This window comes from Streptomyces sp. NBC_01497 (genome assembly GCF_036250695.1).
Taxonomy (GTDB): Bacteria; Actinomycetota; Actinomycetes; order Streptomycetales; family Streptomycetaceae; genus Streptomyces.
In genome coordinates this window covers 7,389,773-7,413,651 of record NZ_CP109427.1, presented here as the reverse complement: position 1 = coordinate 7,413,651, position 23,879 = coordinate 7,389,773, and the positions used below count along the sequence as shown (strand labels likewise).

Here is a 23,879-nt window from a genome sequence, read left to right as displayed (position 1 = left end):
GACCAATACACCCTGTGGAACTGGATTTCCTGGAATCGGCGCCGGTGCGCCTCACCTTCGGCGCCGCACTCGTCGCGCCGCCCGACGCCGTGTACCGGGAACTGGCGGAGCACACCGAGGACTGGCCCGACTGGTTCTCGGGGCTGGTGGTGGCGTCGCGTACCCCCGAGGGCAGGCAGGTGCGGCTGTCGGGCGGCGGTCAGTTCTGGGAGACGGTGCTCGCCGCACACCCGTCCGTGCGCTACGCGTACCGCACGGACCACACCAACGCGCCGGGGGTCTCCGCGCTCGTCGAGGACTGGCACCTCACCCCCGCCGCACCGGGGACACGGGTGCGGTGGACGATCGCCACGGACGGCGCGGCGCTGTACCGGGCGCTCGTGCGGGCGGCCCGCCCGGCGCTCGCCCGTACCTTCCGCACCTCGATGCGCGCGCTGGACCGGCGGCTGGTCCTGCCCAAGCGCTGAGCACGCCGGCTGCCCGGCGCCGGGCAGCCGGGCCGGTGCCCGGCCGCGCCGGGACGGGGATGGTCAGGGCGGGTCAGGTCAGGAACGCGCCGTCCGACGGTCAGGCGGCCGCCCCGCCCGGCCAACTGCCGTGCAGCAGGAAGTGGTCGAGCGTCGCCGTGTACGGGCCGATGTCGAGTCCCTGGGCCGCGAGCCAGCTGTCCGAGTAGTACTTGTCGAGGTAGCGGTCGCCCGAATCGCAGATGAGGGTGACGACGCTGCCGCGTTCGCCGCGTTCGATCATCTCGGCGACGATCCGCAGGGCGCTCCACAGCCCGGTTCCGGTGGAGCCGCCCGCCCTGCGGCCGACGAGCCGCTCCAGGGCGCGCACCGCGGCGACGGTCGCCGCGTCCGGCACCTTCATCATCCGGTCGACCGCTCCGGTGATGAAGCTCGGCTCCATGCGGGGCCGGCCGATGCCCTCGATCCGTGAGCCCCGGTCGCTGCAGGCGCCCGGATCACCCTGCGTCCACCCGTCGAAGAAACAGGAGTTCTCCGGGTCGGGCACGCACACGCGCGTGTCGTACTGCATGTAGTGCGCGTACCGCGCGATGGTCGCGGAGGTGCCGCCGGTCCCTGCGGTCGCGACAATCCAGGCGGGCTCCGGGTAGCGCTCCAGCCGGAGTTGCTCGTAGATCGACTCGGCGATGTTGTTGTTCCCGCGCCAGTCGGTGGCCCGTTCCGCGTAGGTGAACTGGTCCATGTAGTGGCCGCCGCCCGTCGCGGCGAGACGTGCGGCCTGCTCGTACATGGTTCGGGGGTCGTCGACGAAGTGGCAGCTGCCGCCGTGGAATTCGATCAGCCGGCACTTCTCGGCGCTGGTCGTACGGGGCATGACCGCGATGAACGGCACCCCGATCAGCTTCGCGAAGTAGGCCTCGGACACGGCGGTCGAGCCGCTGGAGGCCTCGATGACCGGACGGCCGGGCCGGATCCAGCCGTTGCACAGCCCGTACAGGAACAGCGAGCGGGCGAGGCGGTGTTTGAGGCTTCCTGTGGGGTGGGTGGACTCGTCCTTCAGGTACAGGTCGATGCCCCACCGGTCCGGCAGCGGGAAACGCAGCAGGTGGGTGTCCGCGGACCGGTTGGCGTCCGCTTTCACCCGGCGTACGGCCTCCTTGAGCCAGTCCCTGTACGCACGGTCGCTGCGGTCCACATCGACGGTGCCCCGCGCCCCCTGGAACGGGGCGTGCTCCGGGCGCCCGCCCTCCAAACCGGCCGGGCCGGGCCCGGGGGGTGCCCCTGCGCCGGCGGAGAGCGGCGCGGGGGCCGGCCCGCCCTCGGCGGGGTGCGGCGCGGGGGCGGCGGGTGTGCCCCCCAGGGGGTCCCCGCGGTGCGGAACGGGCGGCGTGCGGTGCTCGGACATGCCCTCAAGTCAACCGCAGTGTTCCGCCAAACGCTCACTTTGGGTAGCCATAAGCCGGGCCGTCGTCCGGTCCTCGGCTCCGCGCGAGTTGCGCGGGACACCCCGCTGGGCGAGGCTGGTCCCACCTCACTCAGGGTGAGATGGCGGTGACACTGCGAACCAGCACCCGCCGGGCCCACAACGGCCGCCGGATCGCGAGCCGGCAGCTGGCGCAAGAACCACGCTTCTTCCGGACCTTCAATTCGGGGAGTCGCAGCCGTGACCAGCCAGCACAGCAGGCACTGCACGGTGGAGCTCCATGCCCTGCCGTCGCGGATCGGACAGGTCCGCAGAATCATCTCGGCGCAGTTGCGTTACTGGCGCCTCGATCCGTTGATCGACCACGCGGCACTCGGAGTGACCGAGCTGCTGACCAATGTCCTCCGGCACGCGCAGCCGGACAAGCGGTGCACCGTCGACGTCGAGCTGCTCCTCGACCGTCTCACGGTCTCCGTCAGTGACCACGATCCGCGGCTGCCGAACCTCACGGCCGCGGCGACCTACGACACGGGCGGGCGCGGTCTCGCCCTGATCGCGGCCGTGTGCCAGAGCTGGGGGGTGAGCCAGAGCGTGGGCGGCAAGAGCGTGTGGTTCACTCTCCCGGCCCCGGCCGGCACGATCGCCTCGCTCTCGTCGCACTGCCCGGTGTACGGCGCGGCGACGGACGGCCCGTTCGACACGGCCGACCTCGCCGCGGTCGTCCTGGAGTACGGGCACGCCACGGCCCGCTCGGCCGTCATGGGCTGACAACACGCGCGGCAGCGCATCGCGCCCCCGACGGCACCGGGTCCGGCGGATTCGCCGGGCCCCCCGCCCGGGGGACGCGGCGCCTCCCGTACGGGACACGGGCCTCGTACGGGACACGGGCCGGGCGGCGACTCACGCCGCCCGGCCCGGCGTCACAGCGCGGCGCTCCTGCCACCGGGCCGGCCGAACTGCTCGTCCAGTACGGACACCCTGCGCCAGTACTCGTCCTCGTCGATCTCGCCGGCGGCGAACCTGCGGCCGACGATCGCGATCGGCGACCGCTCGTCGTAGCCGCCACGGGCGCCCATGGTCTGCCGGGGCCCGACAGGGCCCACGCTCCACCGGCCGCGCCGGGCATGGCGGACGATGGTGAAGACGGTCGCGAGGACCGCTGCCCAGACGAGCGGGACGAAGAGTATCCACGGGCCGGGTCCGCCGCCCTGGAATGCCGACGTGTTCATGGGGCTCAACTCCATCTGTCGCCGCGGGATCGCGGGTTTCCTGATCCCTGCGAGCCTCCCGCGCGGGCGCGTCCGCGTCGTCGTACGGCCAGCGGCATCCCGCGTACCTCCCCGGGAGTACGGGGTCCCCGCCGTCCTGCCCCCGGGCTCCCGTGCCGCGCCCTCCGCGCCGGCCTTCCGTACCTGCTTCGGATACCCGCGCGTGGGTAGTGTGCCGCGCCTGACCACTCGGGAACGGCCCGTCGCAGCGTCCCGCGCGCTGCCGCGGGTGGTGCGGGGAGGCAGCCCGCGTGGGCACCGGGCCCGGCCCGTCCGGCACCGCGAGGGCAGCGGCCGGAACGGCAGCCGCCGGGCCCGCACCATGCCGGATCTCGCGCCGCCGGCCGTCGCACGGGCGCCCGCAGGCGTGAGCACCGCCGCCGGAGCCCGGCTCGGCAGGCTCTCGGCGCCGTCGCCGTGCGGTGATCTCTGCCGTCCCTCCCGCGCCCGGCGCCAGGGACCGACGTTTCACCCCGAGGGAGCAACGGCGGCTGGACACGGTGAGTGACATCCGCGCGTCCTCCGGCTCCGTCCGGGCGGGCCTCGAACCGGAGGCGTCCACCGCCGTCCCCGAGGCCCGGCCGCCTGCCGCCGCCGTGCGGACGGTGCTGGGCGACATCGAACCCGCCGGACTCGGACTGTGCGACGCGCACGACCACCTGTTCATCCGCAGCCCGCGACTGCCGGGGCAGGAACGGGACGACCCCGTGTTCGCCGCCGCCCGGCTGCGGGAGTACCGGGACGTCGGCGGCCGGGCCGTCGTCCAGTGGACCCCGTACGGGATGGCCGGCGGGCCGCCGACCTGGCGGCGATGTCCCGGGCGGCGGACGTGCATGTGGTCGCGGCCACCGGGCTGCACCAGGAGGCCCACTGCCCGCCCGAGTTCCTGGCGGAGACCGCCGGGAGGGACCTCGCCACGCTGTTCACGGCCGAACTGACCGAGGGCATACGCGGTACGGGCGTACGTGCGGGCCTGATCGGGGTGGCCGGATCGTTCCACGGCCTCGACCCGCACGCGCGCAGGAGGATGGCGGCCGCGGCCGAGGCGCACCACGCGACCGGCGCGCCGGTCGCGGTCCATCTGGAGCTCGGGACCGGCGCGTTGGACGTGGCGGAGCTGCTGTGCGAACGGGAGGGCGTGGCGTCGGAGCACGTGATCCTCGGCCATCTCGGCCGGCTGCCCGATCAGGTGACGCAGCGTCAGGTCACCGCGTACGGGACCTGGCTGGCCTTCGACGGCCCCGCACGGGCCCATCACGCCACGGACTGGCAGCTGGCGGACCAGCTCGCGGCCCTGGCCGACGCGGATTCGGGGACCGGCTGCTGCTCGGCGGGGACACCACGATGCCCGAGACGCCGGGCATGCCGCATCTGCTGCGCCGGGTCCGCCCGCGGCTCGAACAGACGCTGGGTGCGGAGGCGGTGGACCGCATCCTGACCGCGAACCCGGCGCGCGCGTTCGCTGTGCGGTGGCGCACACCCTGAGGACCGCGGCGAGGCAGCGCCACCCGGTCCGTCCTCGCACGTCGGCCGAATCCGGGGTGACGACGCAAGACCCCGGCAGGCGGGGGCACGAGGGAGCGGGCGCGTCAGGCGGTGAGGGCTCCGAGCGGATCGTCGAGGACGGGCTGCCAGGCCATCTCGGCCGCCCCCACCAGGCTGTTGTGGTCCAGCGCGCAGGCGAGCACCGGGACGCTGCTGCTGCGGCCCCACAGGCTGCGGTCGGCGACGACGGCACGCAGCCGGTCGGGGTCGGCCGCCAGCAGTTCACCGTGCAGGCCGCCGAGGATGATGCGATCGGGGCTGAGGATGTTCACGAGCCCGGCGAGCCCCAGTCCCAGACGGTCGATCAGCCGCTCGGTGGCGGAGCGCACCACCGGGTCGCCGTACTCGGAGCGCAGCAGGGCGACGGCCTGCTGGAGCAGGTTGGTCTCCGGCCCCGGTTCGCGTCCCGCCGCGGTGAGAAGGGCCAGCGGGTCGGCCTCGACGTCAAGGCATCCCCGCCCGCCGCAGTAGCAGGGCCGCCCCTCCGGGTTGACGGTGAGATGCCCCACCTCCAGAGCGAGACCCGAACTTCCGGTGTGCAGGCGTCCGTTGAGTACGAGTGCGCCGCCCACGCCGCGATGCCCGGTCGCCACGCAGAGCAGGTTGTCCGCGCCGCGACCGGCCCCGTGCCGGTGCTCGGCCAGCGCGGCCAGGTTCACGTCGTTGCCCGTGAACACCGGTCCCTCGACGCCGACGGCCCGTACCCGCTCGGTGAAGATCCGCTGGACGGGGGCGCCCGCGGGCCACGCGAGGTGCAGCGGGTTGAGGGCGGTGCCCTCGGGCTCCGCGACTGCCGACGGAACGGCGAGCCCGGCGCCGACGCAGCGCCTGCCGCTCTCGCGCAGCAGCGCCTCGCCCGCCGCGACGGCCTCACCGAGCGTCTGCGCCGGGTCCGCCTCGACCACGCCGCGGCCCGCCGCGGTGGCGACGATCCGGCCGCCGAGCCCGACGAGCGCGACCCGGAAGCCGTCCGCGTGCACCTGCGCGGCGAGTGCCACCGGGCCCGCCTCGTCGACGGACAGCCGGTGCGAGGGGCGCCCCTGCGAGCCGGCCCCGGCGCCCGGCCGTGAGTCGACGCTGATCAGCCCGAGCGCTTCGAGTTCCGCGGCGACGGCACCCGCGGTGGCCCGGGTGACACCCAGTTCGGAGGTGAGCACGGCACGCGTGGGCGCCCGCCCGGTGTGCACGAGTTCGAGCGCCGGGCCGAGTGCGCTCCTGCCGCGCTCCAGCCGCGCGCGGATCGGGGCCGCCTTGCCGTTCATGAGGCCGAGTCTCCCATGATCCCTTGCGCCGCCCATCGTCTTGTCGCCTTCCACAAGGGTCCCTATGCTGATTTTGTGCCGGATATAAACAAACCCGTGACGAACGCCATAGGCCCCACCACCGCGACCACCCCCCTGCACGCGGCGGACGACGAGCGGCACCATCTGTCCCGGCTGCGTGTGGCGGTGACCCTGTTCTTCGGACTCGACGGCTTCGTCTTCGCGGGCTGGGTCGTGCGCATTCCGGCGGTGAAGGCCCAGGCCGACGCCTCGGCGAGCGCGCTCGGGCTCGCGCTGCTGGGGGTCTCCGCGGGCGCCGTCGTCACGATGACGCTGACCGGCCGGCTGTGCAAGGTCTTCGGCGCCCGACCGGTGACGGTGGGCTGCTCGGCCCTGATGTCACTGGCCGTGGCCCTGCCCGCGTACACGCACTCGGCGCTCACCCTGGGCCTGGTGCTCGTGGTGTTCGGGGTGGGGTACGGGGGACAGAACGTGGCGATGAACGCGGTGGCGGTGGATCTGGTGGCCGCCCTGCGACGGCCCGTCATCTCCAGCTTCCACGCCGTCTACAGCCTCGGCGGCATGCTGGGCGCGGCGCTCGGCGGGCTCGTCGCGAGCCACCTCTCCCCCAGCGTCCACCTCGACGTCCTCGCGGCGATCGGGCTGGTCGCCACCGCCGTCATGGCTCCGTTCCTGCTGCGCGGGCCCGAGCCGTCGGCACCCGGGACCGTACGCAGGGGCGCGCCGCCCCCCGCACCCGGTGGGGCAGGGACCGCGGTCAGGGCCGGCACCGGCGCGGTGGTGCTGTTCGGTGTGATCGCCGGGTGCACCGCGTACGGGGAGGGCTCGATGTCCGACTGGAGCGCGCTGCACCTGACGCAGGACCTGGGAGCCGCGCCGGGCCTCGCGGCCTTCGGCTACTCGGCCTTCGCGCTGGCCATGACCCTCGGCCGGCTGTCGGGCACCGCCGTGCAGGAACGCTTCGGCCAGCGCGGCACGCTGGTCGTCGGCGGCCTGACGGCCGCCGTCGGCATGCTGGTCGGCGCGCTCGCGCCCGTCACCTGGCTGGTGTTCGCCGGCTTCGTGGTGATGGGGCTCGGCCTCTCCAACATCTTCCCGGTCGCCATCGGGCGGGCCGGCGCGCTCGCCGGCCCGAACGGCGTCGCCGTGGCGTCCACGCTCGGGTACGGGGGACTGCTGATCGGCCCGCCCGCGATCGGCTTCCTCGCCGACTGGCTGTCGATGCCCGTCGCGCTCACCACGGTCAGCCTCCTCGCGGCGATCGCCGCCGTGCTCGGCCACGCCGCCCGCGACGCCGGCCACCGCCGTGCCCGTGGTTGAACCCTCTTGCCGCCAGGGCACGTCGGCCGGGAGAATCGCCGCATGGGGACACGAACCTCCGCGGAGCGTGACGCGGCGACCGTCGAGATCGTCTTCGCGCTGCTGAGCGCCGTACTCCTGGCCGCGGCTGTCGGCGGCGCGGCCGTCGCAGCGACGGTGGTCCTCCATCTGCCCGCCGGGGCGTTGACCGTCGGTGCGGGACTCGCCGCGTCCGTGTTCGCGGCGCGGATCGTCCAACTCCTGACCGCCTGGCGGCGGCGCGGCCGCACCCACAGCGGCGGCGGGGACGGCAGGGGCCTGGTTCAGCCCAGCCACCCGGGGCGCACCAGCCCCGTCTCGTAGGCCAGCACGACGAGCTGGGCACGGTCCCGCGCGCCGAGCTTCACCATCGTCCGGCTCACATGGGTCTTCGCCGTGAGCGGGCTGACCACGAGGCGACGGGCGATCTCGTCGTTCGTCAGGCCGATGCCGACGAGCGCCATCACCTCGCGCTCCCGGTCGGTGAGGTTCTCCAGTCCCCCGGCGTTCACGGGCGCCTTGGAGCGCGAGGCGAACTCCGCGATGAGCCGGCGGGTCACACCGGGCGAGAGCAGCGCGTCCCCCGCGACCACCGCCCGTACGGCGCGCAGGAGTTCCGCGGGCTCGGTGTCCTTGACCAGGAACCCGGAGGCGCCGGAGCGGATCGCCTCGAAGACGTACTCGTCGAGTTCGAAGGTGGTCAGCATGACGACCTTCACCCCGTCGAGCGCCGCGTCCGAGGTGATCCCGCGGGTCGCGGCGAGCCCGTCGAGCAACGGCATCCGGATGTCCATCAGGACGACGTCGGGCCGGATCTCGCGCACCTGGCGCAGGGCCGCCTCGCCGTCCGCTGCCTCCCCCAGCACCTCGATGTCCCGCTGGGCGTCCAGCAGGGCGCGGAAGCCCGCCCGTACGAGGGACTGGTCATCGGCGAGCAGGACCCGGATCACGCGTTCTCCTCCAGAGGTTGTCGGTATCGGTCCGTCAAGGGGTTGTCGGTACCGGTCCGGCAAGGGGTTGTCGGTACCGGTCCGTCCGCAGACGACCGCTCCACGGGCAGCACGACACGGACACGGAAGCCGCCGTCGGGCCGTTCCGCCGCCTCGACGGTGCCGCCGAGCGCCGCGGCCCGCTCCCGCATACCGGTGAGGCCGTTGCCGCTGCCGCCCGCGTCCGCACCCGTGGCCGGGCCCTCGTCGTCCACCCGCAGGTCGACGGCCCCGGGCCGGTAGCCGATCCGTACGGCGGCCGTGCGGGACCCCGAATGGCGGACCACGTTCGTGAGCGCCTCCTGCACGATGCGGAAAGCGGCGAGGTCCGCGCCCGGCGGCAGCCGGAACGGTGTGCCGACGACCTCCGTGTCCACCGTGAGCCCGGCGCTCCCCGCCTGCTGGGCGAGTTCGGGCAGCCGGTCGAGGCCGGGCGCGGGGGCGCGCGGCGCGTCGCCCGGTGTCCGCAGCGCGTCCAGCACCTGCCGGACCTCGCCGAGCGCCTCCTTGCTCGCCGTCTTGATCGTCGACAGTGCGGTGCGCGCCTGTTCGGGGTCGGAGTCGAGCAGCGCGAGCCCCACCCCGGCCTGCACGTTGATCACGGAGATGGAGTGCGCGAGGACGTCGTGCAGTTCCTGTGCGATGCGCAGCCGTTCCTCGTCCCTGCGGCGCACCTCGGCCTCCGCCCGTGCCCGCCGCTCGCGGGTCCACTGCTCACGCCGGGAACGCAGCAGTTCGGAGAGGGCGAGCAGGACGAGGGTCCAGGCGGCGATGGCCGTCTCCCCGAGCCAGCCGGCCGGATGGTCCCCGGTCGGCGGCAGCCACCGGTAGAGCCAGTGCGCGACGAGGGCGTGCCCGGCCCAGAGTGCCGCCGCCGCGCCCCAGGCGGGATACCGGTGACCGGTGACGACCGCGGCGAACACGGCGACGGCACAGGCAAGGAAGATCGGCCCGAACGGGAAACCGGCCCCCGCGTAGGCGAGGACCGCGCCGACGACCACGTAGACGACCGCGACCGGATGGCGGAACCGCAGCACGAGCGGCAGACACGCGAGGAGGACCAGCGACCAGGACAGGGGGTCGAGGCCTGTGCGGTGCGGCTGCCCGTGCGCCGAGACGACGGTGCCGGCCACCACGAGCGCGGTGACCGCCACGGTCGAACGCACCGGCCGCGTGGCGGCCAGATCGTCCGCCGCCCAGCCCCGCACGAAACGCGGACCGCCGCCCCGGACGCGGCGCGCCCGGTGCGGCCGGCGCCCGTCCCCGCGACGCGGTCCCCTGCCCCGTCGCGGGGCGCGCTGCGCTTCCATACGGTCACGCTAGACCGCGCCCGCCACCACGGCGTCCACCGCCCGGCGGGCTCGGACGTACTCCACGCGGAGTACGCGGTACACGCCACGGCGCCGCCAGCTCGGCGGCGACACACCGCCTCGGCGCGGCTGCCGCCGTCGACGCGCTACCCGATCGAGCGCCGACGCGCCGTCCGCCTCCGCCCCCCAATCGCCGGGCCGGCTGCCGGGCCCCCGGGATCAGGCGGTGGTACGCAGCCCCGCCTCGTACGCGAGGCGCCGTGCCGCCTGCGCGAAGAACGCGTCACGGTCCTCGACCACGTTGTGGAACTGGCCGAACAGCTCGAAGGAGACCAGTCCCGACAGCTGCGCCCAGGCGGCGACGAGAGCGGCCACGGCCTCCGGCGGCAGGTCGTCCGCGAGGGCGGTCGCCATCCGCTCCGCCTCGGGGCGGGCGACGGCCACGAGCGGGGTCAGCGCGAGCTGTCCGGACCTGTGGGTGTCCCGCACGATGGAGAGCAGGGCGAGTCCGACGCGGGACGCGGGGCCGATGGTGGCTTCGGGCGCGGTGTAGCCCGGCACGGGCGAGCCGTAGATCAGGGCGTACTCGTGCGGGTGGGCCAGCGCCCAGGCGCGCACGGCTTCGCAGACGGCGGTCCAGCGGGCGGTGGCGTCCCCGGTCTCGGCGGTGAGTGCGCGTTCGCCCTCGGCGCCCAGGGCGTCGTACGCGTCGATGATCAGCTCGGTGAGCAGGTCGTCGCGGCTCGGGAAGTAGCGGTAGAGGGCGGAGGAGACCATGCCGAGTTCACGGGAGATCGCGCGCAGCGACAGCCTGGCCGCACCCTCGGCGGCGAGCTGCCTGCGGGCCTCGTCCTTGATCGCCTGCGTGACCTCGATGCGGGCGCGTTCCCTGGCTCCTCGGATGACCGTCATGCGGATCAGTGTGCCATATACGGATCATCGATCACATAGGAGAGCACTGCTCTTGCTTTGGAGCAGCGATACGTGCACACTGATCTCAAGCGAGAGCACTGCTCTCCAAAACGTCCCGCCAGTACGCCGGAGGATCACCATGCCGCACACGGACCACGAACAGCAGCAGGAGCAGAGGGCACAGCAGCAGGAGCAGTCGGGCCGGCCGGAGCGGCGCGGTGACCAGGACCAGCACTACATCAGGGTCAGCGCGTTCGACGCCCGGATGAACGCGGCCATCGGCTGGCTGAGCCGTCACGGGCTGAGCTTCATGGGCACGGCGGAGCTGTCCGTGCGCGGCCGCACGTCCGGCGAGCTGCGCCGGCTGCCGGTCAACCCGTTCTCGTACCACGGCACCCAGTACCTGGTCTCCGCACGCGGCCACTCCCAGTGGGTGCGCAACATGCGGGCGGCCGGCGGCGGTGAACTGCGCGTCGGCAAGAGGGTCAGGGCGTTCACGGCGACCGAGGTGACCGACGCGGAGCGGCCCGAGATCCTGCGCGGCTACCTGAAGAAGTGGGGCTGGGAGGTCGGCCGGTTCTTCAACGGCGTGACGGTGAAGTCGACGGACGAGGAACTGCTCGCGGCCGCCCCCGACCACCCGGTCTTCCGCATCACGATCACCTCGTGACGGTGCCGGCGGACAGCCGGCGGGCGGCGCCGCGTGGCCCGGCACGCACCGGGCCCCGGCCGGCGAACTGCCGGCTCACGCGGCGGGCGCCGGGACCCGGCGGACCCGGACCGGACGGGCGCCGCACCCGGCGGACGGGGAGAGCAGGCGAACCGGACCCCGGGGCACTCCGGCTCGCCCGGCGCGCGGCGATCCGGGGCACGCTCGCCGGTCGGGCCCGGGGCCCCGGGAAGCAGCGCCCGGAGACGGCGATCCGCCCGCCCTCGTTCGGCCGGCGGCCGGTGCCCGGCGGTACACCTCGACATCCCACGCGCGGTACTCCCCGGCCGTCCGGCAGCCGGGCGTGCCGCGCCCCGGCCGTCCGACACCCGGCCGGCCGACACCGACGGCCGGTCCGACGTCGCCCGGTCTCCCGCCGTGCACCCGGTCGTGCGGTCCACCGGCCGTTCACCCCGGCCGTCGACGGCCCGCCTTCGGTCCCGTGTCCGGTCCCGCCTCCGGGACCGGCTCAGACGCGGCGCGTCACTCCGGGGATCCGGCCCTGCGCTCGTCCGTCTCGTGCACACCGATGACCGGCGTCTCGCCGTCGGCGGGCTCCGGCGCCGCCGTCACGTCCGTCGTACGGGCCGCCTCCTGCCTGCGGTCCATCATGTTGAGCGCGCGGCGTGCGAGCGGGTGCGTGCGGACGAGGCCGGCCAGGGTGGTGGAGCCGCGCACGATGTCCGCGAAGGCGTTCCACGCGGGCCTGATGGAGGTGATCGCACCGTGGATCACCGCGGGGCGCCGCTCGAAGATGGAGAGCATCCGCCGCCCGATCGCCATCTCCACACCGAGGCCCGCCTTGATGGCGAAGGCGTAGTTCAGCGCCTGGCGGCGCGCGTCCACCGCGTCGTGGGCCTCCGCGATCCGCACGGCCCACTCCCCCGCGAGACGTCCCGAGCGCAGTGCGAACGAGATGCCCTCGCGCGTCCACGGCTCCAGCAGGCCGGCCGCGTCACCGCAGACCAGGACCCGGCCGCGGGAGAGCGGGGAGTCGTCGGCGCGGCACCGGGTCAGGTGGCCCGAGGAGACCGCCGGCTCGAACCCGGCCAGGCCGAGGCGCGCGACGAAGTCCTCCATGTACCGCTTGGTCGCGGCGCCCTCGCCGCGCGCGGAGATCACGCCGACGGTGAGGGTGTCGCCCTTGGGGAACACCCATCCGTAACTGCCGGGAAGCGGGCCCCAGTCGAGGTGGATACGGCCCTTCCAGTCCTCGGCGACCGTGGGCGGCACCGGGATCTCGGCCTCCAGGCCCAGGTCGACCTGGTCGAGCTTCACACCGACGTGAGCGCCTATCCGGCTGGCACTGCCGTCGGCGCCGACGACCGCGTGCGCCAGCACCGTCTCGCCGTCGTTGAGCACCACGGCGACCGTGCGGCGGTCGGGCACGGCCGGGCCGTGCTGCTCGACGCGGGAGACCGTGACGCCCGTACGCAGGACGGCACCCGCCTTCTCCGCGTGCTCGACCAGGCCCGCGTCGAACTCGGGACGGTTGATGAGCCCGAAGAGCATGCGCTTGGAACGGCGCGTGCGGGTCAGCCGGCCGTTCAGTGAGAACGTCACCGCGTGCACCCGGTCCTTGAACGGCAGTTCGAAGCCGGGGGGCAGTGCGTCGCGCGAAGGTCCGATGATTCCGCCGCCGCAGGTCTTGTAACGGGGGAACTCCGCCTTGTCCAGGAGCAGCACCCGTCGGCCCGCGACCGCGGCGGCGTAGGCCGCGGATGCTCCGCCAGGTCCTGCGCCGACCACGACGACATCCCAGACCGTTTCGTCGTTCTCCAGGCCGGCGTCTGCGTTCTCGCTGCTCACGGTGTGCTTCTGCTCCCGACTTGGCGTGTTGCACTGTTGACGAACGGCATCCTACGGCGCGGGCGCTCCGGACCCGCTGTGGGAGGATCATCCTGCCATCGGCCCATGTGAACCGACCGCAGCCACCAGTACAACGTGTCATCTCTCAGGAGCGTGCCCATGACCACGGATCCGATCCCGGAAATCGATCCGATCGCACAGACAGTCGCTTCCCTCATGCCGAAGGCGAAGGCGGAACTGGCGGAACTCGTCGCGTTCGCCTCGGTCGCCGACCCCGAGCAGTACCCGGTGAGCGAGTGCGAGGCGGCCGCCGGCTGGATCGCGGAGGCGTTGCGCGCGGAGGGTTTCGAGGATGTCGCGCTGCTGGACACGCCGGACGGCACCCAGTCGGTGTACGGCCGGCTCGCCGGCCCGGAGGGCGCACCGACGGTCCTGCTGTACGCGCACTACGACGTACAGCCGCCGCTGGACGAGGCGGCCTGGATCTCGCCGCCGTTCACCCTGACCGAGCGGAACGGACGCTGGTACGGGCGCGGCACGGCCGACTGCAAGGGCGGTGTGCTGATGCACCTGCTCGCGCTCCGCGCGCTCAAGGCCGACGGTGGGGTGCCGGTGACGGTGAAGTTCATCGCCGAGGGCTCCGAGGAGCAGGGCGGGGCCGGGCTCGAACGGTACGCGGAGCAGCACCCCGAACTGCTCGCGGCGGACGCCGTCGTGATCGGCGACACGGGCAACTTCCGCGCGGGTGTCCCCACGGTCACGGCGACGCTGCGCGGCATGACGATGCTCGCCGTCCGCGTCGACACGCTGGCGGGCAACCTGCACTCCGGCCAGTTCGGCGGTGCCGCGCCGGACGCGCTCGCCGCGCTCGTCAGGGTGCTGGACTCGCTGCGCGCCGAGGACGGTTCGACGACCGTCGACGGCCTCGCGGCGGAGGCGGACTGGCCGGGACTCACCTACGAGGAAGCCGATTTTCGGGCCGACGCCGGGGTACTGGACGGGGTCGCTCTGATCGGCTCCGGTTCGGTCGGCGACCGCATCTGGGCCCGTCCCGCCGTGACGGTGCTCGGCATCGACTGCCCGCCGGTCGTCGGCGCGACCCCGTCGGTCCAGGCCGGCGCCCGTGCGCTGATCAGCCTGCGGGTGCCGCCGGGCCAGGACGCCGTGGAGGCCACGAAGCTGCTGACGGCCCACATCGAGCGGCACGTCCCGTGGGGCGCACGGGTCGCGATCGAGGACATGGGCCGGGGCCAGGCGTTCAGCGCGGACACGTCGAGTCCCGCGTACACCGCCATGTCCGAGGCGATGGCGGTGGCGTACCCGGGCCAGGAGATGCAGACGGCGGGGCAGGGCGGTTCGATCCCCCTGACGAACACGCTGGCGGGCCTGTACCCGCAGGCGGAGATCCTGCTGATCGGCCTGAGCGAGCCGGAGGCCCGCATCCACGCGGTGAACGAGAGCGTGGATCCCGAGGAGATGCGCCGCCTTTCGGTGGCGGAGGCCCACTTCCTGCGCCGGTACACGGCGTCCCGGCAGGCCTGACGCATCGGCCGCCGTGCGGGCCGCGTCACCTGGCCCGCACGGCGGTCACCAGCGTGCGGGCGGCCGCTTGTGGTCCGCTCCCGCCCGCACGGCCGCGTAGAGGCCCACGTGCCGGCCCGTCCCGTACGTGGTCCCCAGGCATCGGTACGCGCATGCCCCGCGTACCGGCCACCCGACCGCCCCGTCCGCCACCGACGACGACGGCCGACCCACCCCACTCCCGGCCCTCCGCCCGACGGGTCGCCCGGCGACCGGGCGACGCGGCCGGGAGGGCGTACGGCGGGACCGGGGCGGCTGTACGGCAGCGCTACGGCAACGGCGGCGCGCGCGAACACGGCGGCGGCGCAGGGGCGTTCAGCCCCGGTCGCACCCCCGCGGCCGCCGGATCGTCCGCCCAGCGACCGGGCCGGGCTCCCACGCGACGCCCAGGAAGGCCCCGGAGGGGGCCTCAGCCGACCGGCACACCCGACTCCAGGTTCAGCACCCCGCCCCGCTCCCGAGCCCGCAGCGCCCAGCGCAGGCGGGCGAAACGCGCGGGCGGCAGCAGCTCCGCCGCCTCCGCCTCCGTGACGAAGCGCCAGGCCCGCAACTCCGAACCCGGCAGCAGGATCCGCGAGCCGGCGGGCAGGACCCCCCCGTCGAACAGCAGCCGCAGGCCCCCGTAGCCGGGCGGCCGGGGCGGTTCCCAGTCCACCACCAGCAGGCGGGGGACCTCGCCGAGCTCGATGCCGATCTCCTCCGCGACCTCCCGGATGCCGGCCCGGGCCGGTGCCTCGCCGCGCTCCACGACGCCGCCCGGGAACTCCCAGCCCGGCTTGTACGTCGGGTCGACCAGCAGTACGCGGCCCGCGTCGTCGAAGAGCAGCACGCCGGACGCGAGGGTCTCCCCCGTGGGTTCCGGCGTCATCACGATGTCGCGGACGGGGGCGGCACCGGTGTGGACGGCCTCCGCGAGCCGCGCCGCCGCCTGTCCCGGTGTCAGCTCCGTCGTGTCGACCTGGTGCGCGTCCTGCGCCAGCCAGCCGCCCAGGGCCGAGCGGTAGGGCTCGATGTGCTCGTAGCACCAGCGCCGTGTGCTCCTGCCCCGGCCGGGGTCGTCCCCGTACTCCTCACGCCGCGCTATCCGCTCGCGCAGGATCGTTTCATCCGCCGTCAGCAGCACATGCCGGACGGGTATGCGCCGCGCCGCGAGCCCGCCGAACATCTCGTCGCGGTAGTCCTGTCTCAGCAGGGTCATCGGCACCACGAGCACGCCGCCCACCTCCGCCAGCAGGGCGGCCGCCGCGTCGACCACCAACCGCCGCCAGATCGGCAGGTCCTGGTAGTCGTCAACCTCCGCGAGCCGCTTCTGCGGCAGCAGACGGCCGAGTCCCGCGCCGACCACGTCGGGGTCGTACAGGGTGCTGTTCGGAATCAGGTCGACCAGTTCGCGCGCCACGGAGGTCTTGCCCGCTCCGAACGCTCCGTTGATCCATACGATCACGGATCGATCCCCCTCTTTCTCAGCCGGTTGCCCGCTGCGTAACCCCCAGTGGATTCCCCCCAACTACCTCCCACGGAAACCCTTGGCCCGAACCTCACACACCAACGCGCACCGTAACGCTTTGCCCTGGGGCGTCGTTGGATACCGATGTGACAAGTGTGACAAGGGCTCGCAGGGCCCCCAGAACGGTGCTGCAGAGGTTTCCCGCAGGCGGACCGCGCGGCAGCCTGCCCGCCGAGGAGTTCGCGCGCGCCCGCCGTGACGAGGGGACCCCGGCCGAGGTCGTGATGGACCTCGACCACGATCTGTTCCTCGTGGTCGTACCGCGGCGGGCGTCCGGCGCCGGGGTGGACGCGTGAGAGGCGTGCCCGCCGCTCTCGTCGTGGCACTGGCGGGCGGCGCGCTGTCGGTGACGGCCGTGCCCGCGACCGCCGACAGCAGCGCCTGCACCCATGACTTCTCCGGGCCGCAGATCTGCGTACGGCTCGACGGCCAGGGCGCCACGAACGCGGTCACCGGTATCTGGACCAACCCGCCCGCCGGGACGACGTCCAGGACCGTCTCGCTCCACCTCGGCGGCCGGCTCGTGTCCACGGCCACGGCCACCCTCTCGGGAAAGGCCCTCATCCACACCTGGCCGACCCGGAACCTCGGCAGCGGCACGAGGGTGTGCGTGACGTTCCGCGGCAGCGCCCGAGCGGCGTGCCAGACGACCGGCTGAAGCAGCCGGAGCAGCGTGTCGCCGTCGCGGACCGCCGCCCGGACCGCCCGTACGTCGGGATCCGTAGGACGGGGTCCGTGGGGCGGGGTCCGTGGGGCGGGGTCCGTACGGCGGGATCCGTAGCGCGGGATGCGTACGGCGGGGTCCGCACGGCGAGGCCCCCCGCGGCGAGGTCCCTCACCGCGGGAACCGGACAGGCCGAGCCCGGGACCCCGGTCCACGAAAGCCGCGCCCGGGGAGCCGGGGCCCGAAAACCGGGCCCGGGCTCCGCGGCCGGGACCGGTGCGGCCCCGAGCCGCTTCAGCCGGCGACCACCGCCGTGTCGTCGTCCCTGCTGCTGCCGAGGCCCGTCGCGGCGGCGGCGCCCACGAGGCCCGCGTCCGTGCCGGTCATCGCGGGCACGACCTGGATGCCCTGGACGAAGGAGAGCGTCGCGTACTCACGCAGCCGGCGGCGCAGCGGGCCGAACAGCACGTCGCCCGCCTTGCCGACCCCGCCGCCGATCACCACGATGTCGATCTCGACCAGCGTGGCGGTCGCTGCGATGCCCGCGGCGAGGGCCTGCGCGGCCCGTTCGAACGCGGCGATCGCGATCGGATGCCCGGCCGTCGCGGCGGCGGCCACGGCGGCGGCGGTCGTGTCGCCGTCCGGGCCCGGCCGCCAGCCCGCACCGGCGGCCCAGCGTGCGATGTTGGGCCCGCTCGCGATCCGCTCCACGCAGCCCCGGCAGCCGCACGGGCAGAGGTCGCCGTCGAGGTCGACGCTGATGTGGCCGATGTGGCCCGCGTTGCCGGTCGGGCCGGGGTGCAGCGCTCCGCCCAGGATGAGTCCGCCCCCGACGCCGGTGGAGACCACCATGCACAGCGCGTTGTCGTGGCCGCGTGCCGCGCCCTGCCAGTGCTCGGCCGCCGCGATGGCGACGCCGTCACCGACGAGGGTCACCGGCAGGCCGCCCGCGACCGCGCGCACCCGCTCGACGAGGGGGAAGCCGCGCCAGCCCGGCACGTTGACGGGGCTGACGGTGCCCGCCGCCGCGTCGACGGGGCCCGCGCTGCCGATACCGACCGCCGTGGCCCTGCCCCAGAGCGGGTGGGCCATCAGCTCGTGGAAGACCTCCTCGACCGCGCCCATGATCCGCTCGCCGCTCTCCGTCGCGGGGGTCGGCCGCTGCGCGCGCACGAGGATGCCGCCCTGGCCGTCCACCAACGCGCCGGCGATCTTGGTGCCGCCGATGTCGAGCGCGGCGACGTGGTCGGTATGCATCGGTGTGTGGTCTCCAGGGATCGATACGGGTCCCGCCGCTTGGGGGACGGGGGTAGACCTGCAAACTCAGGTGAACAGTCTCCATTCACCTGACAACGTTGTCCAGGGCCTATGCTCGTCGCCACAGCCGTTCAAGGCAAACCGACCCGACGACAGGACAGCACACTGTGGCCGAATCCTCCCGCCGACCCCGCCCTGAACCGCGCTACGGCACCAGGCCCACCATGAAGGATGTCGCGGCCCGCGCCGGTGTGGGACTCAAGACGGTGTCCCGCGTCGTCAACGGCGAGCCCGGTGTCACCCCCGACACCGAGCGGCGTGTGCAGGAGGCCATCGAGGCGCTGGGCTTCCGGCGCAACGACTCCGCGCGGGTGCTGCGCAAGGGCCGCACCGCGAGCATCGGACTGGTGATCGAGGACCTGGCCGACCCCTTCTACGGGCCGCTGAACCGCGCGGTCGAGGAGGTCGCCCGCGCACACGGCGCGCTGCTCATCAACGGGTCGAGCGCCGAGGATCCCGAGCGCGAGCAGGAACTGGTGCTCGCCCTGTGCGCGCGCCGGGTCGACGGCCTGATCCTGGTGCCCGCGGGGCACGACCACCGCTATCTGGAGCCGGAGATCAAAGCGGGCGTCGCCACGGTCTTCGTGGACCGCCCGGCCGGCCGGATCGACGTGGACACCGTGCTGTCCGACAGCTTCGGCGGCTCCCGCTCGGGCACCACGCACCTGGTGGAACACGGACACCGCCGGATCGGTTTCATCGGCGACCAGTCGACCATCCACACCGCCGCCGAACGGCTGCGCGGCTACCGTGCGGCGATGGCGGACGCGGGTCTCGTCATCGAGCCCGGCTGGATCTCGCTCGGCACCACCGACCCCGACCGGGTACGGGAGGCGGTCGTGACGATGCTCGACGCCCCCGACCCCGTCACCGCGATCTTCGCGGGCAACAACCGTGTGACGGTGACGGCCGTACGGGTACTGGCGGGGCGCTCCCGTTCGGTGGCACTGGTCGGCTTCGACGACATCGAGCTCGCCGACCTGCTCGACCCGGGCGTGACGGTGGTCGCACAGGACGCGGCGGCCCTCGGGCGCACGGCGGCGGAGCGGCTGTTCCAGCGCCTTGACGGCGCGGCCGAAGCGCCGTCGAGAGTGGTGCTGCCGACCCGGCTGATCACCCGCGGATCGGGCGAACTGACGCCGTCCGACTGAGCGTTCGAGCCCTGGCGCCCGGCGGCGCGGCCCCTTGCTCAGGGCGCCACGCCGGTGAGGTCGCCGCGCCGGGGTGCCGCGTAACCCTCCAGACGGGCGCGGTCCAGCCCGGTCGCCGTCGTGACCTCGGCGAGGTCGAGCGCCCCGCAGTCCAGGCCGCGCAGCAGGTGGCCGCTGAGGGCCTTCGCGGTGGCGGGTTCGTCCAGCACACCGCCCGTCGTGCGCGCGGCGTAGGCCGCGAGCCGCGCGGCGGCGGCCGCCATGCCCTCGCGGTAGAAGGCGAACACGGCCGCGTACCGGGTGGGCAGGTGGCCGGGGTGCATGTCCCAGCCCTGGTAGTACGCCCGGGACAGCGCGCGCCGGGTCAGTTCGTAGTGCAGCCGCCAGGCCTCGTGGACCTGGGCGCGGGTGCCGACGGGCAGGACGTTGGTGGAGCCGTCGCAGACCCGGACGCCGGTGCCCGCGGCGGCCACCTGCATGACCGCCTTGGCGTGGTCGGCGGCGGGGTGGTCGCTCGACTGGTCGGCTGCGCTGACGCCGAGGCAGGCGCTGTAGTCGAAGGTGCCGTAGTGGAGCCCGGTGGCGCGGCCGTCCGCCGCGTGGATCATCCGGGCGACGGTGGCGGTGCCGTCGGCGGCCAGGATGGACTGGCTGGTCTCGATCTGGATCTCGAACCCGAGCCGGCGCGCGGGGAGTCCGTGGGCCTCCTCGAAGGCGGCGAGGACACGCGCCATCGCGGTGACCTGTTCGGGGTAGGTCACCTTGGGCAGGGTGAGGCACAGGCCGTCGGGCAGCGCGCCGGCCGCCATCAGCCCGCTGAGGAAGATGTCGAGGGTGCGCAGGGCCCGGTCGCGTACCGGCGCCTCCAGGCACTTCATCCGGATGCCCGTCCACGGCGCGGCCCCGCCCGTGCCGTACGCCTCCTGGACGAGGCGCGCGGCGCGGGCGGCGGCCTGGTCCTCCTCGGCGTCGGCCCGGGTGCCGTAGCCGTCCTCGAAGTCGACGCGCAGGTCCTCGACGGGTTCGCGGGCGAGTTTGGCCCGGACGCGGTCGTACACCGGCTGCGCGAGGTCCTCGCCAAGGCCGACGGCGCGCGCGAACGCGTCGGCGTCCGGGGCGTGTTCGTCGAGCGCGGCCAGCGCGGCGTCGCCCCATGCGCGCGGTGTGGCGGCCGTGAGCACGTCGGCGGGCACGTAGACGGTGTGCACGGGCCTGCGGGTGCCGGGGTCGCCGGGGTAGCGGTGGGCGAGTTCCGCGTCGACGGGTGCGAGGGCGGTGTCGATCTCCCCGCGCACGGTGTCCGGAAGGCTGGTGACGACGTGCTCCGCCTGCTGTGCCATGAACCCGCTCCCTGTGTCGCCGCCGCGCCCGACTTCAACATTCTGTTGAACAACGCTCCGACGGTAGTGCGCGGCGGGCGCACCCGTCAACGGTGCGCCCGCGCACGACAGGGGCCCGGGACCGCGCGGTACGTGCACCGCGCGGCCCCGGGCCCCTGGGATCGGCGAAACGGTCAGCCCTTGCGGGCCTTGACCTCGTCGGTCAGCTGCGGCACGACGGCGAACAGGTCGCCGACGATGCCGAAGTCGACCAGGTCGAAGATCGGCGCCTCGGCGTCCTTGTTGACGGCCACGATCGTCTTCGAGGTCTGCATGCCGGCCCGGTGCTGGATCGCGCCCGAGATGCCGGAGGCGATGTAGAGCTGCGGGGAGACCGACTTGCCGGTCTGGCCGACCTGGTTGGAGTGCGGGTACCAGCCGGCGTCCACGGCGGCGCGCGAGGCGCCGACGGCCGCGCCGAGCGAGTCGGCGAGCGCCTCGATGACCGCGAAGTTCTCCGCGCCGTTCACACCGCGGCCGCCGGAGACCACGATGGCGGCCTCCGTCAGCTCCGGGCGGCCCGTCGACTCGCGGGGCTCCCGCGAGACGACCTTGGTGCCGGTGGCGGTGTCGCCGAAGGACACCGCCAGCGCCTCGACCGTACCGGCGGCCGCCGACGGCTCGACCGGGGCCGAGTTCGGCTTCACGGTGATGACCGGAGTCCCCTTGGAGATACGGGACTTGGTGGAGTACGCGGCGGCGAAGGCGGACTGGGTGGCCACCGGGCCCTGGTCGCCTGCCTCCAGGTCGACGGCGTCCGTGATCAGGCCGGAGCCGATGCGCACGGCGAGCCGCGCGGCGATCTCCTTGGCCTCGCCCGACGAGGGCAGCAGCACGGCCACGGGCGACACACTGTCGTACGCGGCCTGCAGCGCGTCCACCTTCGGCACGACGAGGTAGTCGGTGAACTCGGGGGCGTCGGCGGTCAGAACGCGTACCGCACCGTGCTCGCCCAGCGTCGCGGCGGTGGCCTCGGCGCCGGCACCCAGCGCGAGGGCGACGGGCTCGCCGAGGCGGCGGGCCAGCGTCAGCAGTTCGAGGGTGGGCTTGCGGACGGCACCGTCCACGTGGTCGACATAGACGAGAACTTCAGCCATGGGACTGCTCTCCTGCGAAAGTGAAGTACGGGGGCTGGTGGGCGCGTGGGGACCGCGGCGCCGGACAGTGGGCCCGGCGGCCACGGGGCGGGGTCAGATGAACTTCTGCTCCGCCAGGTAGGCAGCGAGCTGCTTGCCGCCCTCGCCCTCGTCCTTGACGATCGTGCCCTGCGTGCGGGCGGGGCGCTCGGTCACCGCGTCGACGGCGGTCCAGGCGCCGCCGAGACCGACCTCGTCCGCGTCGATGTCGAGGTCGCCCAGGTCCAGCGACTCGACCGGCTTCTTCTTCGCCGCCATGATGCCCTTGAAGGACGGGTAGCGGGCCTCGCCCGACTGGTCCGTCACCGACACGACGGCGGGCAGCGAGGCTTCAAGCCGCTCGGTGGCCGCGTCGCCGTCCCTGCGGCCCTTGACGGTGCCGCCCTCGACGGAAACCTCGGACAGCAGCGTCACCTGCGGGACGCCCAGGCGCTCCGCGAGCATCGCGGGCAGGACGCCCATGGTGCCGTCGGTGGAGGCCATGCCGCACACGACGAGGTCGTAGCCGGTCTTCTCGATCGCCTTGGCGAGGACCAGCGAGGTACCGACCACGTCGGTGCCGTGCAGGTCGTCGTCCTCGACGTGGACGGCCTTGTCCGCACCCATCGAAAGGGCCTTGCGCAGCGCGTCCTTGGCATCCTCGGGACCGACCGTCACCACGGTGATCTCGGCGTCGTCGGCATCATCGGCGATCTGCAGCGCCTGCTCGACGGCATACTCGTCCAGCTCCGACAGCAGACCGTCCGCATCCTCGCGGTCGACCGTGAGGTCGTCCGCGAAATGCCGGTCGCCGGCGGCGTCGGGCACGTACTTCACACAGACAACGATCCTCAAGCTCACGCCAGCTCCCTTGCACGTCTGTCCGTCGTCCTTAACGGGCTGCCTTGGTTGAAGACAACCATAGGCGCCCGTTCACACCGTGGTCCGGCCTCGGCGACCGGCCGCCACGGCGTAAATATTACTCGCCAGTACGAGCCATGCTCACCCACCTCGTTCCCGCTGGGCAAGCACTGGTGACTGTGACCTCAGTCGCGTACAGGACCGAGGCTGTGGAAGCCGCCCTGGTGGTACAGCAGCGGGGTACCCGAGCCGGCCGGATCCCCCGTCACGACGCGTGCGACGACGATCCGGTGGTCGCCCGCGGGCACCCGGGCCTCCACCCGGCACACCAGCCAGGCGAGCACACCGTCGAGCAGCGGCACCCCCTCGGGCCCCGGGCGCCAGGAGGTCGGCGGGGCGAAGCGGTCAGCGCCGCTGCGCGCGAAGGTCGCCGCCAGTTCGCGCTGGTGCTCGCCGAGGACATGCACGCCGACGTACGTGGTCTCGGCGAGCACCGGCCAGCACGACGACGTGGAGGACACACCGAAGGAGACCATCGGGGGGTCGGCGGCCACCGAGGTGAGGGAGGTGGCGGTGAATCCCACGGGCCGTCCCGAGCGGTGCGCCGTGATCACGGCGACGCCGGCCGCGTGCCGCCGGAAGACCGCTCTCAGAAGCTCCCCGGAGGCGGGCCGCTGTTCCGCGCGCGGCGCGCCGAGACCGTACGCGGCGCTCACCTGACGGCCTCGCCGATCGCGGCGATCACATCGACCCGGCGGGGCAGACCCACCGCCCGGCGGACGATACGGCCCCGGGCGTCGAGCACCAGCACGGTCGGGGTGGACCGCACCTCCAGCTCCCGCACGAGGGCGAGGTTGCGCTCCGCGTCGACCTCCACGTGCCGCACACCGTCGACCATGTCCGCGACCTCGGCGAGGGTGCGCCGCGTCGCGACACAGGGGCGGCAGAAGGCGCTGGAGAAGTGCACGAGGGTGGCCCGCTCCCCCAGCCCGGCGCCGAGCTCGGCGGCGCCGAGCGCCCGTACGCCGTGCTGCCCGTCCACCGTGGCCTCCCGCCCGAAGCTGATCGCCGCCCGGCCCACCCGGACGGCAGATACCTACCCACCGCACCGCAGCGCGCACGCGGCCTGCGATTATTCCGTGTAGGGGGCAGTCATGGGGCGGACGTGACAAGTATCTCCCGCCCCGCCACCGAGGAGGCTGGTCATGACCCCGCACATCGGGCACGATCGGGCCGACATGCCGAAGAATG

The 23,879-nt window shown here is 73.8% G+C and carries 23 protein-coding genes and 1 pseudogene; 10 read left to right on the top strand and 14 right to left on the bottom strand.

The window, feature by feature from the left end:
- Positions 1-14: 14 nt before the first annotated feature.
- Positions 15-467, top strand: a complete 453-nt coding sequence (locus OG310_RS31435; protein WP_443078778.1) for an SRPBCC family protein — start codon at positions 15-17, stop codon at positions 465-467.
- A 100-nt stretch (positions 468-567) separates the two neighbouring features.
- Here the strand turns inward: OG310_RS31435 and OG310_RS31430 are convergent, their stop codons facing one another.
- Positions 568-1,872, bottom strand: a complete 1,305-nt coding sequence (locus OG310_RS31430; protein ID WP_329459220.1) for a PLP-dependent cysteine synthase family protein — start codon at positions 1,870-1,872, stop codon at positions 568-570.
- Between the two features lie 258 nt (positions 1,873-2,130).
- Between OG310_RS31430 and OG310_RS31425 the strand changes: the two genes are divergently transcribed.
- Entirely contained in the window at positions 2,131-2,658 is a 528-nt protein-coding gene (locus tag OG310_RS31425) for an ATP-binding protein (RefSeq protein ID WP_329459219.1), read from the top strand.
- Positions 2,659-2,810: 152 nt separating this feature from the next.
- On the opposite strand, the gene OG310_RS31420 is transcribed toward OG310_RS31425, so the two are convergent.
- A complete protein-coding gene (locus tag OG310_RS31420; RefSeq protein WP_329459218.1) occupies positions 2,811-3,119 on the bottom strand; it encodes an SHOCT domain-containing protein in 309 nt (102 codons plus the stop codon).
- Positions 3,120-3,754: 635 nt separating this feature from the next.
- Between OG310_RS31420 and OG310_RS31415 the strand changes: the two are divergent.
- Positions 3,755-4,643 (top strand): annotated as a pseudogene (locus OG310_RS31415) (phosphotriesterase family protein).
- A 104-nt stretch (positions 4,644-4,747) separates the two neighbouring features.
- On the opposite strand, the gene OG310_RS31410 reads toward OG310_RS31415, so the two are convergent.
- On the bottom strand, positions 4,748-5,965 hold the full coding sequence (locus tag OG310_RS31410; RefSeq protein ID WP_329459217.1) for an ROK family protein: 1,218 nt from the start codon (positions 5,963-5,965) through the stop codon (positions 4,748-4,750).
- Between the two features lie 75 nt (positions 5,966-6,040).
- Between OG310_RS31410 and OG310_RS31405 the strand changes: the two genes are divergently transcribed.
- Complete coding sequence (locus OG310_RS31405) at positions 6,041-7,306, top strand: MFS transporter (protein ID WP_329459216.1); 1,266 nt, start codon at positions 6,041-6,043, stop codon at positions 7,304-7,306.
- Positions 7,307-7,348: 42 nt separating this feature from the next.
- Positions 7,349-7,648: a DUF6332 family protein gene (locus tag OG310_RS31400; protein WP_329459215.1), complete on the top strand. Its 300-nt coding sequence runs from the start codon at positions 7,349-7,351 to the stop codon at positions 7,646-7,648.
- On the opposite strand, the gene OG310_RS31395 is transcribed toward OG310_RS31400, so the two are convergent.
- The 3 genes from OG310_RS31395 to OG310_RS31385 form a co-directional block, all read right to left on the bottom strand.
- Complete coding sequence (locus OG310_RS31395; RefSeq protein ID WP_329459214.1) at positions 7,609-8,274, bottom strand: response regulator transcription factor; 666 nt, start codon at positions 8,272-8,274, stop codon at positions 7,609-7,611. The genes OG310_RS31400 and OG310_RS31395 overlap by 40 nt on opposite strands.
- Positions 8,271-9,623, bottom strand: a complete 1,353-nt coding sequence (locus tag OG310_RS31390) for a sensor histidine kinase (RefSeq protein WP_329459213.1) — start codon at positions 9,621-9,623, stop codon at positions 8,271-8,273. Before OG310_RS31390 ends, OG310_RS31395 begins: the two co-directional genes overlap by 4 nt.
- Positions 9,624-9,842: 219 nt before the next feature.
- A complete protein-coding gene (locus OG310_RS31385; RefSeq protein WP_329459212.1) occupies positions 9,843-10,535 on the bottom strand; it encodes a TetR/AcrR family transcriptional regulator in 693 nt (230 codons plus the stop codon).
- A gap of 265 nt (positions 10,536-10,800) precedes the next feature.
- Between OG310_RS31385 and OG310_RS31380 the strand changes: the two genes are divergently transcribed.
- The gene (locus tag OG310_RS31380) at positions 10,801-11,205 is read left to right on the top strand and encodes a nitroreductase family deazaflavin-dependent oxidoreductase (RefSeq protein ID WP_329460478.1); all 405 of its coding nucleotides are present in this window, start codon (positions 10,801-10,803) and stop codon (positions 11,203-11,205) included.
- Between the two features lie 522 nt (positions 11,206-11,727).
- On the opposite strand, the gene OG310_RS31375 is transcribed toward OG310_RS31380, so the two are convergent.
- The gene (locus tag OG310_RS31375) at positions 11,728-13,053 is read right to left on the bottom strand and encodes a geranylgeranyl reductase family protein (protein ID WP_329459211.1); all 1,326 of its coding nucleotides are present in this window, start codon (positions 13,051-13,053) and stop codon (positions 11,728-11,730) included.
- A 159-nt stretch (positions 13,054-13,212) separates the two neighbouring features.
- Here OG310_RS31375 and OG310_RS31370 point away from each other — a divergent pair, with 159 nt between their 5' ends.
- A complete protein-coding gene (locus OG310_RS31370) occupies positions 13,213-14,595 on the top strand; it encodes a dipeptidase (RefSeq protein WP_329459210.1) in 1,383 nt (460 codons plus the stop codon).
- Positions 14,596-15,043: 448 nt separating this feature from the next.
- Here the strand turns inward: OG310_RS31370 and OG310_RS31365 are convergent, their stop codons facing one another.
- A complete protein-coding gene (locus OG310_RS31365; RefSeq protein ID WP_329459209.1) occupies positions 15,044-16,078 on the bottom strand; it encodes an NUDIX hydrolase in 1,035 nt (344 codons plus the stop codon).
- A 188-nt stretch (positions 16,079-16,266) separates the two neighbouring features.
- Between OG310_RS31365 and OG310_RS31360 the strand changes: the two genes are divergently transcribed.
- Together OG310_RS31360 and OG310_RS31355 are read left to right on the top strand one after the other, a co-directional pair.
- Entirely contained in the window at positions 16,267-16,437 is a 171-nt protein-coding gene (locus OG310_RS31360) for a hypothetical protein (protein WP_329459208.1), read from the top strand.
- A complete protein-coding gene (locus OG310_RS31355) occupies positions 16,434-16,799 on the top strand; it encodes a hypothetical protein (protein ID WP_329459207.1) in 366 nt (121 codons plus the stop codon). The genes OG310_RS31360 and OG310_RS31355 overlap by 4 nt, the downstream gene beginning before the upstream one ends.
- Positions 16,800-17,099: 300 nt before the next feature.
- Here OG310_RS31355 and OG310_RS31350 read toward each other — a convergent pair whose 3' ends face one another.
- On the bottom strand, positions 17,100-18,062 hold the full coding sequence (locus OG310_RS31350; protein WP_329459206.1) for an ROK family protein: 963 nt from the start codon (positions 18,060-18,062) through the stop codon (positions 17,100-17,102).
- A gap of 224 nt (positions 18,063-18,286) precedes the next feature.
- Between OG310_RS31350 and OG310_RS31345 the strand changes: the two genes are divergently transcribed.
- Positions 18,287-19,273 carry a LacI family DNA-binding transcriptional regulator gene (locus OG310_RS31345; RefSeq protein WP_329459205.1) on the top strand — a complete coding sequence of 329 codons (987 nt, stop codon included), beginning with the start codon at positions 18,287-18,289 and terminating at the stop codon, positions 19,271-19,273.
- 38 nt (positions 19,274-19,311) lie between these two features.
- Here OG310_RS31345 and OG310_RS31340 read toward each other — a convergent pair whose 3' ends face one another.
- The 5 genes from OG310_RS31340 to OG310_RS31320 form a co-directional block, all read right to left on the bottom strand.
- Entirely contained in the window at positions 19,312-20,613 is a 1,302-nt protein-coding gene (locus tag OG310_RS31340; protein WP_329459204.1) for a DUF6986 family protein, read from the bottom strand.
- A 173-nt stretch (positions 20,614-20,786) separates the two neighbouring features.
- Positions 20,787-21,749: an electron transfer flavoprotein subunit alpha/FixB family protein gene (locus OG310_RS31335; RefSeq protein ID WP_329459203.1), complete on the bottom strand. Its 963-nt coding sequence runs from the start codon at positions 21,747-21,749 to the stop codon at positions 20,787-20,789.
- A 93-nt stretch (positions 21,750-21,842) separates the two neighbouring features.
- The gene (locus tag OG310_RS31330) at positions 21,843-22,628 is read right to left on the bottom strand and encodes an electron transfer flavoprotein subunit beta/FixA family protein (RefSeq protein WP_329459202.1); all 786 of its coding nucleotides are present in this window, start codon (positions 22,626-22,628) and stop codon (positions 21,843-21,845) included.
- A gap of 185 nt (positions 22,629-22,813) precedes the next feature.
- Entirely contained in the window at positions 22,814-23,344 is a 531-nt protein-coding gene (locus OG310_RS31325; protein WP_329459201.1) for a flavin reductase family protein, read from the bottom strand.
- On the bottom strand, positions 23,341-23,670 hold the full coding sequence (locus OG310_RS31320; protein ID WP_329459200.1) for a thioredoxin family protein: 330 nt from the start codon (positions 23,668-23,670) through the stop codon (positions 23,341-23,343). Before OG310_RS31320 ends, OG310_RS31325 begins: the two co-directional genes overlap by 4 nt.
- Between the last annotated feature and the right edge of the window lie 209 nt (positions 23,671-23,879).

Excerpts from the sequence above, each read along its gene's own strand:
- OG310_RS31385 (WP_329459212.1), bottom strand. The coding sequence starts at position 10,535 with ATGACGGTCATCCGAGGAGCCAGGGAACGCGCCCGCATCGAGGTCACG.
- OG310_RS31370 (WP_329459210.1), top strand. The coding sequence starts at position 13,213 with ATGACCACGGATCCGATCCCGGAAATCGATCCGATCGCACAGACAGTC.
- OG310_RS31345 (WP_329459205.1), top strand. The coding sequence starts at position 18,287 with ATGAAGGATGTCGCGGCCCGCGCCGGTGTGGGACTCAAGACGGTGTCC.
- OG310_RS31380 (WP_329460478.1), top strand. The coding sequence starts at position 10,801 with ATGAACGCGGCCATCGGCTGGCTGAGCCGTCACGGGCTGAGCTTCATG.
- OG310_RS31430 (WP_329459220.1), bottom strand. The coding sequence starts at position 1,872 with ATGTCCGAGCACCGCACGCCGCCCGTTCCGCACCGCGGGGACCCCCTG.
- OG310_RS31335 (WP_329459203.1), bottom strand. The coding sequence starts at position 21,749 with ATGGCTGAAGTTCTCGTCTATGTCGACCACGTGGACGGTGCCGTCCGC.
- OG310_RS31350 (WP_329459206.1), bottom strand. The coding sequence starts at position 18,062 with ATGCATACCGACCACGTCGCCGCGCTCGACATCGGCGGCACCAAGATC.
- OG310_RS31410 (WP_329459217.1), bottom strand. The coding sequence starts at position 5,965 with ATGAACGGCAAGGCGGCCCCGATCCGCGCGCGGCTGGAGCGCGGCAGG.
- OG310_RS31400 (WP_329459215.1), top strand. The coding sequence starts at position 7,349 with ATGGGGACACGAACCTCCGCGGAGCGTGACGCGGCGACCGTCGAGATC.
- OG310_RS31420 (WP_329459218.1), bottom strand. The coding sequence starts at position 3,119 with ATGAACACGTCGGCATTCCAGGGCGGCGGACCCGGCCCGTGGATACTC.
- OG310_RS31390 (WP_329459213.1), bottom strand. The coding sequence starts at position 9,623 with ATGGAAGCGCAGCGCGCCCCGCGACGGGGCAGGGGACCGCGTCGCGGG.
- OG310_RS31340 (WP_329459204.1), bottom strand. The coding sequence starts at position 20,613 with ATGGCACAGCAGGCGGAGCACGTCGTCACCAGCCTTCCGGACACCGTG.